Raw genomic sequence first — 15744 nt, 5'->3', positions numbered from 1 at the left:
AGCTCGCAATCCTGAACTCTTGAGAGTTTTTTTCACATTCACGAAAAAGTCAATCGCAGTATTTTTTACCGCTCCAGCATGTCCACGAGCCGGTACCACGCTATCGCGGCGCTGATGCCGATGTTGCGGAAGGCATGAAACGGAATCGGCCGTATCGGAGTGATCGGAAAGGGAATTCGCTCGGCGTCCCTTGATGCGAGATAGTCGACGAGGCGCGGGCCGAGCGCAGTCATGAGCCCGACCCCGCGCCCTTGGCATCCGGCCGCGATGATCAACCCGGGCTCCGGCTCGTGGACATGCGGTAGGTGGTCGAGCGTCATGGCCACGCGCCCATACCAACGCTTTTCGATCGCGACGTCGGCAAGCGCCGGATAGAGCCGCTTCAGCGCGTGTTCAAGATGCGACCACGCTTTCGGGTCCGTTGGTTCGGCCATCGAACCGCGCCCGCCGAGCAGCATCCGCCCATTCGGCCCTTTCCGATAATAGACAACGATACGGCGTGAATCCGAAACGACCTGGCCTTCCGGCAAAATCGTTGACAAAACTTCGTCGGAGAGCGGCTCGGTCGCAATCTGGAAGGAATGCAGCGGCAATAACGTCCGCGCGAGGCCCGGGACGAGGCCGTCGGCATACGCGTTTGTGGCGATGATGACGCTCTTGGCGCGAAGCGATTTGCCATCCGCCGTTTGAAGAACCCAGGCCGAATTTTCCCGGTTTAGCCTTGTAATTCGCGTATGTTCCGCAATGCGTACGCCCGCCGCGACGGCAATGCGCGCCAGCTCACGCGTGTACGCGAAGGGTTGGATCGCGCCGCCGCGCGGGTCATGCCAGCCACCGAGATATCCGCGTGCGCCCGTCAGTCGCGTGACTTCCGCGACGTTCAGAATTTTCGCGGGAACGCCGTATGCGATCCACTGTTTGGCGCGCTGTTCGATAGCGCGCATAGCGACGTCGGAGTGCGCCGCTTGAATCCATCCGCTCGCCTGGCGCGGTACATCAAGTTTCTCGCGTGCGATGAGGTCGAACACGGCATCCGGCGTCGACGCCCCAAACTGCGCCAATGCCGCGCCGCGCTTCTCGCCGAAATGCGCGACGAGCCAGCCCGGGTCATATTTGAAGCCAGCGATGACCTGGCCGCCGTTGAGTCCCGACGCCCGGTCGCCAACGCTTGCCGCGTCGACGATGCGGACCGAAAGTCCCTCCCGCGCGGCATGGAGACCTGAGCAAAGCCCCAGAATTCCACCGCCGACAATTGCAAGATCGCAGCTTTCGTTTTGCGTCAACGGATCATTCGGAAACGGCGTTGAAGGCGCTTCGGTCCATGCTGACGCCGTCATGAAGGCAGCCACGATTTTCGCATCCTTCTGCGAATGAAGATGCCGGAGAACTTTTCATTTTTATGAAAACTTGTAAAGAGGCCTCGCGCCGTCAGCGATATTTTAGGTTCGCGCAGGAAGCCTCGGCGTAGCAGGCCGTCGGCGTCGTCCAAAAAAATGCGCCGGAGGTCTCGCCATCCGACGCATTTTTTGAATCGACGCTCGCGAGGATCGCGGCTGCCTATTCAATAAGAAATTCGTTAGCCGACGGCAGCGACGCTTTCCAGAACGACTTCTGGTTCGAATTCGTGAGCGAAGCCCACAAGGATGTCCCAGCCGGAACGTCCTTGTCGAGTTTCACGCCGATGTTGTGATGGTCTCCGGCTTCCAGCTTCACGCTGCCGATGGTTTTGGCATCGTGTTTTCCTGAGTGGTTAGAGCCGTAAATAACGAGATTGCCCGCCGACGGCATGAACGCATACGTGACGGTAATCTCTTCGCCTTTCGGCTTTTGATTGAAGACGATCACTGACGGTGGCGTTTGCGAAACGGCGCCCGCGGGATTGTCGACAAGCGCATAGGCGGAAATCGGCAGGCCAAAAAGCATAAGGGACGCCGCGACGATTCCACCACTGATGTTCAGACGAGACATGTCCGGATCTCCTTCGAAGGGTTAAATCCGCGATCCGAAAAACTTACCGCGCCCCCCGCTGCATCTCGCGAACGAGCTTTGAGATCGCATGCTGTTGACGTATGGCCTCGCCCGCCGAAAAGAAGTGAATCTATCCAACACGAATGTTCACTTTTCTTTGAGCGAATTCTGACTCTCCGGGTGTCGAGGAGCGGACGTTTCGCTCCTCTCGACCCGAACGCGGTCCTTCAGGTTCGGTGCTTGCGCTGCCGGCGGGCATCCGCATTACGTCTGGGCGGGCGATGGAGGGGTGATCCTCAAAGTCGTCGCCAATGGTCCATTCGACATCAACGACATCAGCCCGGACGATGATCTGCGCCTGAAGCAGAAATGACGTCTCTGGCATCGGAACAGCAGAGAACTCGCGCGAACGCTAGCTTTAACTCGAACTCTTTAGACCTGACGCAGCTTCTAGAAGCACCAGAAGCTCGGCTCGGCCGTCACGTCCAATAAAGCCGAGAAGAACCGCTGCCGCCGCAGCGCGAGCACGCTGCCTCAAAAGTTGGTCCGAAAGCTCGCCTGCCGTCCAGAACGACAGCACGCCGCGAAAGGCGACGGCAAGCTGATCGGGAAGCGCAGCCATCGCCATCGAACGCGTCGCAGAGGCGAGCCCATCCCCCGCCCCAAGCGCCTCGGCCCAAAACGCGCTTGAGCGCGAAAACACATTACCAGGTTCGTCGCTCGGCGCGCTGATCGCACCCATAACAGAGCGATTCATGGCCGGTGCGCTCAGCATGACTGCCGCCGCAATATCGACCGCCATGAGCACACGCCCGACCGCGCTTTCAGGAAGCGTAGCCCGGACAAGCTGGTCACGCATGGTGTCGATGCGGCGTGCCGACAGCGCGAGCATGATCGCAGCTTTGCTGCCGAATTGGTTGAAGGGCGTCGCGAAACTCATTCGCGCTTCTTCAGCAAGTTCGCGCATAGAAAAGGCAGCGCTGCCCTGCATAAGCAGGCGCTCGGCTGCATCGAGAACGCGCTCGCGCGTGGTTTGCTTCGGCTGTTCAATCCGGGACTTGTCACGGGTCATAAGATTTTATATCATGATATAAATCGAAAAACAATCGCGACGTGGAGTTCCTATGACCCAACCCAAAACCTTCCTTATCACCGGCGTCAGCTCCGGCCTTGGCCGTGCCTTTGCCGCGGCTGCTCTGGCTGACGGTCATCGTGTGATCGGCACCGTGCGCCGTGCGGCAGACGCCGAGAGCTTTGGCACGTCGGAGCGCGCGTTTCCGCTCTTGCTGGATGTCACGGACTACGCGGCCGTTCCGGCGGCTGTTCGCACCGCCGAACGGGAGGCGGGACCGGTTGACGTGCTGGTGAACAATGCCGGCTATGGCCACGAAGGCGTTCTCGAAGAATCGTCCATCGACGACCTACAGCGTCAGTTTGCGGCCAACGTCTTCGGCCCGGTTGCGATGATCAAAGCCGTGCTGCCGGGCATGCGCGAGCGGCGACGCGGACACATCGTCAACGTCACCTCCATGGGCGGTTTTATCACCATGCCGGGCATCAGCTTCTATTGCGGCAGCAAATTCGCGCTTGAAGGGATCTCGGAGTCCCTCGGCAAGGAGATAGCGTCCTTCGGTATCCACGTCACCGCACTGGCGCCGGGCCAATTCCGCACCGATTGGGCGGGGCGCTCGATGGATCGCACGGCACGCAGCATCAGCGACTACGATCCGGTCATGGACCCGATGCGTGCCGCGCGGCAAGCGAAGAGCGGGAACCAACCCGGAGACCCCGACAAGGCGGCGCAAGCCCTGCTTCGGCTGGTTGAGGCTGAGAAGCCGCCGACGCGCCTGTTCCTCGGCGAGGATGCGCTTGGCCTCGTGGCGCAGAAGCTCGATCACATGAAGACGGAGATCGCGGCCTGGGATGCCCTGTCGCGCTCGACGAACTTCGCATCATGATGGCATAGACGCCGGTGCGTCGAGCCAAGGCCCTTACGAGATTTCGACTTTTGAGTGGTCCGTCATTGCGCCGCTGCGTCCCAACAAGCCGCATGGCGGCTTAAACGGAGCCGTTGACTGTTCGCCCTACTAGATGGTAGGACACGAATATGAGCAATGTATCCTCGACGGCTGACGAAATCTTGGCCTGCGCCCGCAACCTGATTATTGCGGGGGGCTATAACGGCTTCAGCTACGCCGATATCGCGGATGTGGTGGGCATCCGCAAGCCGAGCATCCACCATCACTTTCCGAGCAAGGTCGATCTCGTCCGTACCCTCGTATCGCGTTACCGCGAGGACGTCGAAGCAGGCATCGCCGAACTGGAACGCCACGCCCCCGATCCGGTCGACATCTTGCGGAAATATGCAGGCTTCTGGGAGACCTGCATCAACGACGCGAGCGTGCCTTTTTGCGTTTGCGCCCTCCTCGCCAGCGAACTTCCTATCCTTCCCGAAGAGATTGCGCTCGAGGTCAGGGCGCATTTTCGGTCGCTGTCGGCTTGGCTTACTTCGGTCTTCGAACGAGGAGCGCTGCAGGGCCAGCTTAAGCTCACGAGTTCTCCGCGCGTCGAAGCCGAAGCTTTCATGGCGATCGTTCATGGCGCGATGCTCTCGGCGCGGGCCTATGGCGACCCCAAGACGTTCGGACTCGTCATCAAGCCGCTTCTGGACCGGCTTTCTGCCCGCTAGACGACGCTGCTCCCCCACGTTCGGTATGTGCTCATAATCTACCAACTAATAGATAGATTAAACTGAGAGGACCATGATATGACAACCCACTATCAAGACATTGAGCCTTCGACCGAAGAACGATGGCTGACGCAGTACTATTTTTTCCGGGCAGCGTTTTCGGTTCTTTGGGTGACGCTTGCGCTGTCAATCGGCCGACATGATGCAACCGTCGCGGCGGTCTTGCTGACCGTCTATCCCGCGTGGGATGCCGTCGCGAATTACATCGATGCGGCGCGAAGCGGCGGCCTAGCTCAGAATCGAACTCAGAGCGTCAACGTCGTCGTCAGCTTGGCGACAACGATCGCAGTCGTTGTGGCGCTCCAGACAGGCATGAACCAAGTGCTCGGCGTGTTCGGAGCCTGGGCAATCCTCGCAGGACTTCTCCAACTCGCAACTGCAATCCGCCGCTGGAAAAGTTACGGCGCCCAATGGGCGATGGTCTTGAGCGGCGCGCAGTCGGCGTTGGCCGGAGGGTTTTTCATCGCGCAGGCGAACATGCCGGAGGCGCCCTCGATCGGCAACATCGCCGGATACGCCGGCGTGGGCGCGCTCTATTTCCTGATTTCTGCCGTATGGCTGATCACGCGTGATTGGCGCCGGAAGTCTGCTTGATCGCAGAGGGAGCATCGAGGCAGACGATGCTTTTTTTGTCTGAGCCGTCGGAGCTATGACAAGGTGGGCCGGCTGAGCCGACCCATCTGGAACCTGAAAGCAGCGCGCCAACGTCCGCTGTCGGTGCCGCAGTCTATCTCCGGTGTTTAGAGTTGAAGTCGACCTCATTAATTAGCGCTTTATTTTTGATCCCGAAGAATCCAGCACAACAGCATATTGTCATCGGAAGGAGTAAAGGTGTCCGAGCAGCATCTTGCGGTCAGCGCCCCGGCTTGCCTTTTCGCCCGCACTGAGTTTGTTTAATCAGAACATTTTCTAAATGCACAAAAATACATCACAGCTTATGACGTGGATATACATTTATTTGAATCGATGAAATGGGCGGCTATTCTATCTGCTCTTAATAAAAAATTTCCGCCACAGAATATAACCTGAATAAGCGACCCGATTACCGAATGGTGTCGATGGCATGATGCCGTTGGTCGATGAGCCGCCGTCCAGGCGGCATGTACCTTGCCTTTCAGACCAGCTTTAACCGAGCAATTCGCCGCCGACACAGGTGGAGCGTCGATTTCCGATTTGCCAGGCCAGCCTCGGCATTCGGATCGAGTACGAAGGGGATTTTGCGATGTCGATGGACGAGTCTCTGCGGATAAAAGCCGAACCCGATGATGTCGTTGTCAATTTTGAGGGCGAACCGAGCCGCCAGCCCAAGCGATCGGCGCCGCGAAAAAAGACCGTAAAGGCGACGCCAATCTTGCATTTCCTTTCAACTCAGGCATTTGCAAGTCCTTTCGACGTCAACATGGCCGTCGATGCCGGCTTCAACGTTGTTATCCCGCATACGAACGTCCTTTTGGAACACGCGCGGGGATTGGTGCAGGACGCGATCTTTTCGAGACCTCCCCAATATGGATGCCGTACGGCGATCTTTATCGGGGGCAAGGATGCGCTGCTCGCGCTTGACATGCTTGCCGCCGCAAAATCTGCACTCGTTCCACCCTTCACATTATCGGCTCTTGCGGATCCGGGCGGTTCGTTCACGACAGCGGCAGCAATGGTCGCTTGCGTCGAGGAAGTCTTTCGGAGCAAGACCTCGCGGCCGCTCAAGGGCGCAACCGTTGCCGTATTTGGAGCGACGGGCGTTGTGGGATTTGCTTCCGCCGTCATCGCTGCTTTACAAGGCGCAAAGGTCGAAGTGGTGTCTCACATGGGACTGAAACCGCTAAAGCCGTTGACGCGGGCCGCAAAGGAGCGCTTTGGCGTCGATCTCGTTCCGGTTCTGGGTGGTCGCGATACGGATAAGGCCAAAATCGTAGCGCGCGCCGATATTGTTCTCTGTGCGGCTGCCGCTGGTATTCGGGTGCTCGGTTCCAAGCATCTGCGGGGATCGAAAAAGCTCAAAGTCGTCGCCGACGTCAATGCTGTTCCGCCATCGGGCATCGAGGGTGTGGAGCTCTTTGACTTCGGCGCCAGCCTGCCGTCATCAGCGATCGCGTCAGTCGGACCACTCGCGATCGGCGACATCAAATACAAGACCCAGGCGAAATTGCTCCGCCAGATGATCGACGCACAAAATCCGATGATGTTGGATTTTACGCATGCCTTCGAAGTCGCGCGAAAGCTCGTCCGGCTTAGGAAATGATAGGCGGCTTGTGGCGCAGCTCTTCCCCGGCGTTATCCACGCGAGAAAGTCAGCGCGGCGATTCGTCGGGGGAAGGTGAAGCCATACTGGCATCGCAGCTCTGGTCAACAACCGGGATGTTCAAACATGTTTTGCCGGAAAGATTTGGTATTTTAGCAAATTAATTGCCGAGCTGAATCGAGATTTCTTCTATGAGCGGCCATATCCCGAGCGCCGCAACGTGCTTATCTTTTTAATTCATCGCCATTAAATCTCGCGTTCCCAAGTAGAGCTAGCTCGTTGGCGCGCCATTCAGCAAATGCCGTTCCGATTATTCCAAGGGACACGCGCTGAGGAATTGTATCGCATCCGCTATGGCAACCAAGCCATTCGAAAAAACCGCGTAAAAGTAGCGCACAATACCTTTAATTCGATCTTCAGCATTAATGTGGAAAAAACAAAATTATCGCCCCACGACTCAGTTCGGAGAAAATTGGAAATGGTATTCCGCACGCTGCGATTTCGTATTCCAGCCGCGATCGTTGGTTTGGGCCTTTTCAGTGCAATGGTCATAGGAGTGATCGGCTGGTCCGAGGCTCGCAAAGCGCTCACCGATGCGGCTTCCCATCGGCTGATGTTGGCGGCGCAATCTCGGAAGACAAGCCTGGAACTCGTCGCCGATAAGCTGCGGGGCGACATGCACTATCTTGCGGGCCAAAAAGAAATCACAACGAATATCGAAGATCTCTCCGAGACCCTCGGCTCCACCTCGGAGGATGCCCAGAAAAATCTCTCCTACTTCACATCCGGTACCGAAACGGAGCGGATGCAATTGGACGGCGGAATGGCAGGCACGATTTACGGCGTCCGGCATTCGAAAGTCCATCCGATCGCTATCGCGCTCATGGCCGAGGGTGGATATGACGACGTCATATTGGTCGACCGAAACGACCGTGTCGTCTACAGCGCACGCAAAGGTGGCGATTTTGCCAAAAAAATCGGCGAACCTGGAGCCAACCCGCAGCTGACCAAGATTTTGACGCTGTTGAAATCAGCAAAAAAAGGCGAGACGAAATTTCTCGATTTCGCTTCTTCGTCAGTGAATGGCGATAACCCCACTGCCTTCATCGGCACTCCTATCGTCAAAAAAGCAAACGTCGCAATGGATCAAGCCCAGGAGGATGAGCAGGTCGGCTTTGCTATCGTCCAAATTTCGCCCTCGATCCTCGATCGCGTGTTTGCGGCCCGCGACGGGCTCGGACAGACGGGAGAGACATTCGCAGTCGGAAGCGATGGGATCGTTCGGACGAATGCACCGCTGGCAGCGGAGAAGACGGCCGGGAAGTCGGCGTCAGTGATGGGAATTTCCTCCTTGGGGAGCTCAAACACTGGCGCAGGCGCGTTGCTGTCGGCAAATACGAGCGTCGATTTCTTGGGCGCCCCATGGAATATCTATGCTCAGCAGAGCTCCGGAGAAGCATTATCGGCGGTGACTGGCATGAGCCGCTCGATGGGTCTGGCGGGCATCTGCATCGTGGTTCTCCAGCTGCTCATTGGCGGCTTTGTCGCGCTCAGCATCACGCGCCCGTTGAGCAGACTGAAGGAGAGCATGCGCCGCCTCGCCGACGGCGATCTGGACACACCGGTAGCAGGAACCTCCCGCGGCGACGAGATCGGTGCGATGGCATCTGCGGTACAGATCTTCAAAGATAATGGCAGAAAAGCTCGCGAGCTCGAAATCATGGCCGAAAATGAGCGCCGCAATCGCGAGGCCGAAAAGGAATCCGAGCGCTCGGCGCGGGAGGCCGAAAAGGAAGCGGAGCGCCAAACCCGTGAGAAAGAAAGAGAATCGGCACAAGCGGCCCGGGATGCGGAAAAAGCAGCCGAAGCGCAAATGATCGATCAGACAATCAAGACTCTTGGCAAAGGCCTCGATGAACTCGCCGGCGGAAATTTAGCCTGTCGCATCGATGCACGCTTCAGCTCGGAGTTCGAGCAACTCCGGCTGGACTTCAATTCAGCCGTCGCGAAACTTTCGCAAGTCCTGAAAAATGTCTCGGAGAGTTCGTATACGATTAAATCAAGTGGTGGAGAAATATCAGGCGCGTCGCAGGAACTCTCAAGGCGTACCGAACATCAGGCAGCAAACCTCCAGGAGGCTGCGAGCCGCCTTGACGAGGTTACCACCACCGTCAATGCCACGGCCGGCGATGTGAAGCATGCGAGCGAAATTGCAGGAACAGCGCGGAGGGAAGCCGAGGGAGGTGGCGAAGTCGTCCGCTCAGCGGTTTCCGCGATGAACGATATTGAGAAATCGTCGACACAGATTCAAACGATCGTCGGTGTCATCGACGAAATCGCATTTCAGACCAATCTTCTGGCGCTCAACGCTGGCGTTGAAGCTGCGCGAGCGGGAGATGCCGGCAGGGGATTTGCAGTCGTGGCTTCCGAGGTTCGCGCGCTGGCTCAGCGTTCCGCCGAAGCTGCGAAAGAGATCAAGCAACTCATCACCAATTCGAGCGAACTTGTCGCAAGAGGTGTGAAGCTCGTCGACGAGACGGGCCAATCGCTTGACTGCATCGTCGGTAGCGTTGCCAAGATTGCTTCGATTATTTCTGAAATTTCGAGCCGCACGCAAGGACAGGCGTCCAGCCTCCAAGTAGCCAACACAATGGTTGCTGAACTCGACAAGGCAACCGTACAGAATACGGCGATGGCGGAAGAAGCGACAGCGGTGAGCATGGGCCTAGCGGAAGAGGCTGAAAGATTGGTCCGGCTTGTCGGTCAGTTTCGATTGGCGTCGTCGTCAGGTCAGTCGGCTGCCGACCTGAAGCTTAGAGCTGCGTAGTGAAACGCGATTCTCGTGAGAGAGCGGATCACATGAATCCGCTTTCAGGAAACCAGCGTGCCACAAATGCGGAACTTCGCTCTTGACCACTTCCGGTGCCTTGAAAGAAGCCGCTCGTTAAGTGGCAATTGGCCGAGGGCCGATAGGCCTGACTAATGCGGCCAGTTGGCCAACTCAATTGAACAGCCAAGCAGGAAATTCTCTGAACTTCCCCCAAACCCAGCTGCCGACGCGTATATGCTGGGGCGAGATAGGCCAAAATCCAGAATGGCGCACCCGGCAGGATTCGAACCTGCGGCCTCTGCCTTCGGAGGGCAGCGCTCTATCCAGCTGAGCTACGGGTGCTTCGGGCGAGACTGATAGCCCATTCGGCGGTGAGCCGCAAACACCATGCGTTGCGGCCGAGGGCCACCGAATACGATGCCACGGGGTATCGGGGTGAGGCGTGCCGTCTCACCCGGATCGCGGCCGGAGGGCGCGAACGCTCAATACCGGCAAGGCTTGGCGACGACGACGCATTTCGCGAGCAGGATCGCGCCCTTTGCGCAGTTCCATTGCTTGTTCTGGGCGCTCCAGAAGTCGGCGTAACGCGGCCCATAAAGCTGTCTGACGGTGATCTTCCAGTTTTCCCGCGCTTCGATCCGCGCCTTCTCGGAGCCGGTGCCCAAAATACCGGTGGCGGTAGCGATGCCTTCGACCGCCGGGCGGCAGCGGGGAAGGGCACTGGCGTCGGTGGCCCCGAAGCCGGCGGCCATGGCCGCGGCAGTCACGGCGAAGGCTGCGAATTTGACGGGCGTGCGCATGACAAATACTCTCCTAAGAGCCACGATTTGCAACTTTGCTGGCGGGTATTCTAGATAACGAACCGGCGGACTTCAGCCACGAGGGCGGCCCGCTGTCAACGGACGCCGGGCTTGAGGACCAGAATGATCCGATAGCGTGGGATAATGGCCGCGATTTCGCCATGGAGGGCACATTCCGCGGCAATATCCCGACATTCCTGTAGACGATGAACCGCCGCCGCCTCCGATCGATTCCCTCATGGCCAGAAGAGAAAAATGCAGCAGACCGAAGTTGAATCTCTTTCAGGAAATGGCTCGGCGGAGGTCGTTCCGATCGCCAAAGGAAGCCACGTCTATCTGATCGACGGATCGGGCTATATTTTCCGCGCCTTCCACGCGCTTCCCCCTTTGACTCGCCCGTCCGATGGCCTTCCCGTCGGCGCGGTCCATGGCTTTTGCGCCATGCTCTGGAAACTTCTGCGCGAAACGAAGATGTCGGAAGCCCCGACGCACTTCGCGGTCATCTTCGATGCCGGGCGAGAGACGTTCCGCAACGCCATTTATCCGCAATACAAAGCGCAGAGGCCGCCGCCGCCAGAGGAGCTTGTTCCGCAGTTCCCCTTGATCCGCGATGCCGTCAAAGCCTTCAACGTCGCCTGCATCGAGCGCGACGGATACGAGGCCGACGATCTGATCGCGACCTACGCCAGGCTGGCGGTCGATGCCGGCGGCGACGTCACGATCGTGTCCTCCGATAAGGACCTCATGCAACTTGTTCGCCCCGGCGTCACGATGTTTGATGGCATGAAGTCGAAGCGCATCGGCCGCGACGAGGTGATCGAGAAGTTCGGCGTGCCGCCCGAAAAGGTCGTCGAAGTCCAGGCGCTCGCGGGGGACTCGGTCGATAACGTCCCCGGCGTTCCCGGCATCGGCATCAAGACGGCGGCGGAACTCATCACGACCTACGGCGATCTTGAGACGCTTCTCGCTCAAGCCGGAGAAATCAAGCAACCGAAACGGCGCGAGAAGCTCGTCGAGTTCGCAGATCAGGCCCGCATCTCGCGCCAACTCGTGCTGCTGAAGGATGATGTCCCGCTCGACACCGAAATCGACGCGCTCGGCGTCCGCGATCCGCAGGCTGATGCGCTGCTCGGGTTCCTTCGCACCATGGAATTCAACACGCTGACGAAGCGCATCGCCGAGAGCTTGGGCGCCGAGGCGCCGCCGCCACTTGCCGTCTCGGTCGGCGCGAGCATCAAGGCCAAGCCGCAGGATCTCTCCGAAAAAATTGAGGCGCTGGAGGAAGCGGCGGCCTCGGAAGATTCGACGCCCGCCGCAGCGGCAGCCGCCGGATCGGTTTTGGCGCGCGGCGTACCGGTCGATCGGTCTCGCTATGAAACCGTGACGACCCGTGCGCAGCTCGAAGCCTGGGTTGCAAAAGCGCAGAAAGCCGGACGCTTCGCCTTCGACACCGAGACGTCGAGGCTGAGCGCCATGGAAGCCGATCTCGTCGGATTTTCGCTCTCGGTAACGCCGGGAGAGGCTTGCTACGTTCCGGTCGGCCATCAGTCGGGCGGCGGAGATCTTTTCGCCGGCGACGACAGCCGTCCGCCTCAGCTTTCAGCGGCCGAGGCGGTCTCCCTCATGAAGCCGCTGCTCGAAGACGCGTCGATCCTGAAGATCGGCCAGAATATTAAATACGATGTCCTCGTGTTGAAACGCTACGGCGTCGAGGTGACCCCGTTCGACGACACGTTGTTGCTGTCCTATGCGCTCGACGGTGGCCGCGGCCAGCATGGCATGGATGTTCTCGCCGAACGCCATCTCGGTCACAGCTGCCTATCGTTCTCGCAGGTGATCGAGCATGCGCCGGGCGCGAAAAAGGCCGACAAATCGTTTGCGGGCGTTCCCATCGACAAGGCGACCGAATACGCAGCCGAAGACGCAGACATCACGCTCCGTCTCTGGATGGCCCTGAAGCCGCGCCTCGCGGCCGAGCGCATGGCGACGGTTTACGAGACGCTCGAACGTCCTCTCGTGCCGGTCATTGTCGCGATGGAAAACGCGGGGATCAAAGTCGATCGCGATATTCTTTCTCGGCTGTCGAGCGCCTTCGCACAGCGCACCGTGCGGCTCGAAGAGGAGATTTATGGCCTCGCCGGCCACAAGTTCAATCTCGGTTCGCCGAAGCAGTTGGGCGAGTTTCTTTTTGACCAGTTGAAACTCCCGGGTGGCAAGCGGACGAAAACCGGCCAGTGGGAAACGCGCGCCAATCTACTCGACGATCTCGCCGCCAATGAAGACCTTCATGGCGATGCCCGCCGTCTCATCAACACGATGCTCGAATGGCGGCAGATGATGAAGCTGAAATCCACCTACACCGATGCGCTGCCGGTCTTCATCAATCAACAAACCGGTCGCATCCACACGAGTTATGCGCTGGCTTCGACGACGACGGGCCGTCTCGCCTCGTCCGACCCGAACCTGCAGAACATTCCGATCCGCACCAAGGAGGGCCGAGAAATTCGCACGGCCTTCATAGCCGACAAGGGCATGAAGCTCGTCTCGGCCGACTACTCCCAGATTGAGCTGCGCGTGCTGGCGCACGTCGCCGACATCCCGCAATTGAAGAAAGCTTTCGCCGACGGCCTCGATATTCACGCCATGACAGCCTCGGAAATGTTCGGCGTGCCCATAAAGGACATGCCGAGCGAAGTCCGCCGCCGCGCCAAGGCGATAAACTTCGGCATCATCTACGGCATCTCGGCGTTCGGCCTCGCGAACCAGCTGAGCATCAGCCGCGAGGAAGCGGGCGACTATATCAGGACGTATTTCCAGCGCTTTCCGGGTATCCGAGATTACATGGACGCCACGAAGAAGGAGGCGCACGCCCACGGCCGCGTCGAGACCATCTTCGGTCGGCGGATTCATTATCCCGAGATCAACACGAAGAACCCGTCGATGCGCGGATTCCTTGAGCGCGCCGCCATCAACGCCCCGATCCAGGGTTCCGCCGCCGACATCATCAGGCGCGCGATGATCCGGATGCCGGCCGCCCTTGATGACGCCAAGCTCTCATCCGCGCGGATGTTGCTGCAAGTTCACGACGAACTTGTCTTCGAGGTTGCGGAAGGCGACGCCGAGGCGCTGATCAAGACCGCACGCCACGTCATGGAAACCGCCGCCGAGCCCGCGATCAAGCTGTCCGTGCCGATCCACGTCGATGCGAAGGCCGCCAACAACTGGGACGAAGCGCACTAATCTCCGTCGCGGGGTGTGAATTCGTCTTCCACAGATTCCGATTTCGGCAGCTTCGGCCAGAGGCGCGAACCGAAGTAATCGAGCAAGAGCACGGCGATGGCGAGCGCCGTCGCGACGATCGCGAGCTTGAGTTCGCCAATGCCGCACATCAGCCCGATGGCGGCGGTCAGCCATATCGCGGCGGCCGTCGTCAGACCTTTGACGTGGTGGATGTTATTATGCTGCAGGATGACGCCGGCGCCGAGGAAGCCGATGCCGGTGACGACGCCCTGTGCGATGCGGCTGAACCCATCCGTATCGCCGTGCCGAACGCCCGCGATGGCCGCAACGCAGGCTCCGAGGCTGACGATTGCCATCGTCCGGAAGCCCGTCGGCATGCGCCGGAGATCGCGTTCAAGCCCGATAAAACCGCCGCAGAGCACGGCGGTCACCAAGCGCAATACGACTTCATGGTCGGGAGGAATGGTCATGGTACACCAACCTAGCAAGGACCGGGTTAGCGCAAAATGCCTTCGCGCGAATTTATTCGCCGGCCGCCGCTGGCGGGTGCTTGCCGTTGACGCTGTTTAAGGCGCCGTTTGCTTTGGCCCGCCAATCGGGCGCGACGTCCGGCGCGTCTTTCAAGACCCGGTAGGGCTTCGGCATCTTCGTGCTTTGGCCGCCCGTCAGGCGCTTGTAGTTGATGGTGCGAATGAACTCGCGGATGCGCGGCTGAATTTCCGTGCGCCAACGCGTGCCGTTGAACACGCCGTAATGGCCGACGCCCTGCTGCACGTAATGCACCTGCTCGTCCGTCGGCACGCCGACGCACAGATCGTGAGCCGCTTCCGTTTGCCCGAGGCCGCAGATGTCGTCGCGCTCACCCTCGACGGTCATGAGAGCCGTCTTTTGTATCGCCGAGCAGTCAACGAGCGTGCCACGGTGCATCAGCTTTTTGTCGGGAAGCAGATGATCCTGGAATACGGTCTGGACGGTCTGCAGATAGAACTCGGCGGTGAGGTCCATCACCGACAGATATTCTTCGTAGAACGTCTGATGCTGGTTGACGCTGTCGCAGTCGCCCTTGACCAGATTGTTGAAGAGATCGACGTGCGCGTTCATGTGCCGTTCGAGGTTCATCGTCATGAACCCCGTGAGCTGCATGAAACCCGGATAGACGGGCCGCATGAACCCTGCATGCGGGAACGGCACGGTCGAGATCACGTTGCTCTCGAACCACGCGAGCGATTTCGCGGCAGCGAGATCGTTGACCTTCGTTGGATTGCGCCGTGTGTCGATCGGGCCGCCCATCAGCACCAGCGAGGCTGGCTGAGATACGTCGTTGCGGGCTGCCATCACGGCCGCGGCGACGAGAGCGGGGACGGCCGGCTGGCACACCGCGATAACGTGTGTGTTCGTCCCTATGAACTGCACGAAGTCGATCAGGTAATCGACGAAATCGTCAAAATCGAAACGTCCGGCCGCGAGCGGCACGTTGCGCGCGTCCGACCAGTCGGTGATGTAAACGTCGTGCTCCGGCAGCATGGCTTCGACCGTGCCGCGCAATAGCGTCGAGTAATGGCCGGACATTGGCGCCACGATCAAAACCTTCGGATCGTACCGTTTGCCGGTATCGGCTTCATCGCGCTGGAAATGGAGGAGATTGCAGAAGGGCTTGGAGGCGACGACCTCCTCGCGGATCGCGACCTTGAGTCCGGCGAGCTGAATGCTCTTGATCCCGAATTCGGGCTTGCCGTAGCGTCGCGTGATGTTTTCGAACACCTCGCAGGCCGCAATCATGTTCTTACCGGCTGTCGTATACCCGGCCGGATTGAGTGGCCACCCGAGCGTCTGCCGCAGGGCCTGAACGCCGAATCGAACCGGTGACATGAACGCATGGGCCATTTCATAGGCATAATAGTTCATATCGTTCCCAAGC

The 15744-nt window shown here is 59.1% G+C and carries 12 protein-coding genes and 1 tRNA gene; 6 read left to right on the top strand and 7 right to left on the bottom strand.

The features are described 5' to 3' along the window. Positions 1-65 precede the first annotated feature (65 nt). The 3 genes from WC811_RS09170 to WC811_RS09160 form a co-directional block, all read right to left on the bottom strand. Positions 66-1337, bottom strand: a complete 1272-nt coding sequence (locus WC811_RS09170) for an NAD(P)/FAD-dependent oxidoreductase (RefSeq protein WP_372643345.1) — start codon at positions 1335-1337, stop codon at positions 66-68. A 220-nt stretch (positions 1338-1557) separates the two neighbouring features. Then, the gene (locus WC811_RS09165; RefSeq protein WP_372643343.1) at positions 1558-1968 is read right to left on the bottom strand and encodes a hypothetical protein; all 411 of its coding nucleotides are present in this window, start codon (positions 1966-1968) and stop codon (positions 1558-1560) included. Between the two features lie 418 nt (positions 1969-2386). Continuing rightward, the gene (locus WC811_RS09160) at positions 2387-3040 is read right to left on the bottom strand and encodes a TetR/AcrR family transcriptional regulator (RefSeq protein ID WP_372643341.1); all 654 of its coding nucleotides are present in this window, start codon (positions 3038-3040) and stop codon (positions 2387-2389) included. A 52-nt stretch (positions 3041-3092) separates the two neighbouring features. Between WC811_RS09160 and WC811_RS09155 the strand changes: the two genes are divergently transcribed. The 5 genes from WC811_RS09155 to WC811_RS09135 all read left to right on the top strand — a co-directional run bounded on the left by WC811_RS09155 (position 3093) and on the right by WC811_RS09135 (position 9783). After that, on the top strand, positions 3093-3926 hold the full coding sequence (locus WC811_RS09155; RefSeq protein WP_372643338.1) for an oxidoreductase: 834 nt from the start codon (positions 3093-3095) through the stop codon (positions 3924-3926). 149 nt (positions 3927-4075) lie between these two features. Continuing rightward, complete coding sequence (locus WC811_RS09150) at positions 4076-4657, top strand: TetR/AcrR family transcriptional regulator (protein ID WP_372643335.1); 582 nt, start codon at positions 4076-4078, stop codon at positions 4655-4657. Positions 4658-4735: 78 nt separating this feature from the next. After that, complete coding sequence (locus WC811_RS09145) at positions 4736-5311, top strand: DUF308 domain-containing protein (RefSeq protein WP_372643333.1); 576 nt, start codon at positions 4736-4738, stop codon at positions 5309-5311. 628 nt (positions 5312-5939) lie between these two features. Next, entirely contained in the window at positions 5940-6956 is a 1017-nt protein-coding gene (locus WC811_RS09140) for a methylene-tetrahydromethanopterin dehydrogenase N-terminal domain-containing protein (RefSeq protein ID WP_372643331.1), read from the top strand. Between the two features lie 478 nt (positions 6957-7434). Then, the gene (locus WC811_RS09135; protein WP_372643329.1) at positions 7435-9783 is read left to right on the top strand and encodes a methyl-accepting chemotaxis protein; all 2349 of its coding nucleotides are present in this window, start codon (positions 7435-7437) and stop codon (positions 9781-9783) included. Positions 9784-10051: 268 nt separating this feature from the next. Here the strand turns inward: WC811_RS09135 and WC811_RS09130 are convergent. Both WC811_RS09130 and WC811_RS09125 read right to left on the bottom strand, forming a co-directional pair. Next, positions 10052-10128, bottom strand: a tRNA-Arg gene (locus WC811_RS09130). Positions 10129-10268: 140 nt separating this feature from the next. Then, the gene (locus WC811_RS09125; RefSeq protein ID WP_372643326.1) at positions 10269-10586 is read right to left on the bottom strand and encodes a hypothetical protein; all 318 of its coding nucleotides are present in this window, start codon (positions 10584-10586) and stop codon (positions 10269-10271) included. A 255-nt stretch (positions 10587-10841) separates the two neighbouring features. On the opposite strand from WC811_RS09125, the gene polA reads away from it, so the two are divergent. After that, positions 10842-13826: a DNA polymerase I gene (gene polA, locus WC811_RS09120; RefSeq protein WP_372643324.1), complete on the top strand. Its 2985-nt coding sequence runs from the start codon at positions 10842-10844 to the stop codon at positions 13824-13826. Here polA and WC811_RS09115 read toward each other — a convergent pair. Then, positions 13823-14296 carry an MgtC/SapB family protein gene (locus WC811_RS09115; protein WP_372643322.1) on the bottom strand — a complete coding sequence of 158 codons (474 nt, stop codon included), beginning with the start codon at positions 14294-14296 and terminating at the stop codon, positions 13823-13825. The genes polA and WC811_RS09115 overlap by 4 nt on opposite strands. 52 nt (positions 14297-14348) lie before the next feature. After that, the gene (locus tag WC811_RS09110; RefSeq protein WP_372643319.1) at positions 14349-15731 is read right to left on the bottom strand and encodes a polyhydroxyalkanoate depolymerase; all 1383 of its coding nucleotides are present in this window, start codon (positions 15729-15731) and stop codon (positions 14349-14351) included. Positions 15732-15744: the final 13 nt, after the last annotated feature.

Source organism: Hyphomicrobium sp. (assembly GCF_041659645.1).
In the GTDB taxonomy this organism is placed as follows: Bacteria; Pseudomonadota; Alphaproteobacteria; order Rhizobiales; family Hyphomicrobiaceae; genus Hyphomicrobium_B.
The sequence above is the reverse complement of the archived record's forward strand: the minus strand, read 5'-3'. Positions and strand labels throughout refer to the sequence as shown.

Bases quoted from the DNA above. Each gene is read 5' to 3' on its own strand.
- WC811_RS09170 (WP_372643345.1), bottom strand. From the start codon at position 1,337: ATGACGGCGTCAGCATGGACCGAAGCGCCTTCAACGCCGTTTCCGAAT.
- WC811_RS09165 (WP_372643343.1), bottom strand. From the start codon at position 1,968: ATGTCTCGTCTGAACATCAGTGGTGGAATCGTCGCGGCGTCCCTTATG.
- WC811_RS09160 (WP_372643341.1), bottom strand. From the start codon at position 3,040: ATGACCCGTGACAAGTCCCGGATTGAACAGCCGAAGCAAACCACGCGC.
- WC811_RS09155 (WP_372643338.1), top strand. From the start codon at position 3,093: ATGACCCAACCCAAAACCTTCCTTATCACCGGCGTCAGCTCCGGCCTT.
- WC811_RS09150 (WP_372643335.1), top strand. From the start codon at position 4,076: ATGAGCAATGTATCCTCGACGGCTGACGAAATCTTGGCCTGCGCCCGC.
- WC811_RS09145 (WP_372643333.1), top strand. From the start codon at position 4,736: ATGACAACCCACTATCAAGACATTGAGCCTTCGACCGAAGAACGATGG.
- WC811_RS09140 (WP_372643331.1), top strand. From the start codon at position 5,940: ATGTCGATGGACGAGTCTCTGCGGATAAAAGCCGAACCCGATGATGTC.
- WC811_RS09135 (WP_372643329.1), top strand. From the start codon at position 7,435: ATGGTATTCCGCACGCTGCGATTTCGTATTCCAGCCGCGATCGTTGGT.
- WC811_RS09125 (WP_372643326.1), bottom strand. From the start codon at position 10,586: ATGCGCACGCCCGTCAAATTCGCAGCCTTCGCCGTGACTGCCGCGGCC.
- polA (WP_372643324.1), top strand. From the start codon at position 10,842: ATGCAGCAGACCGAAGTTGAATCTCTTTCAGGAAATGGCTCGGCGGAG.
- WC811_RS09115 (WP_372643322.1), bottom strand. From the start codon at position 14,296: ATGACCATTCCTCCCGACCATGAAGTCGTATTGCGCTTGGTGACCGCC.
- WC811_RS09110 (WP_372643319.1), bottom strand. From the start codon at position 15,731: ATGAACTATTATGCCTATGAAATGGCCCATGCGTTCATGTCACCGGTT.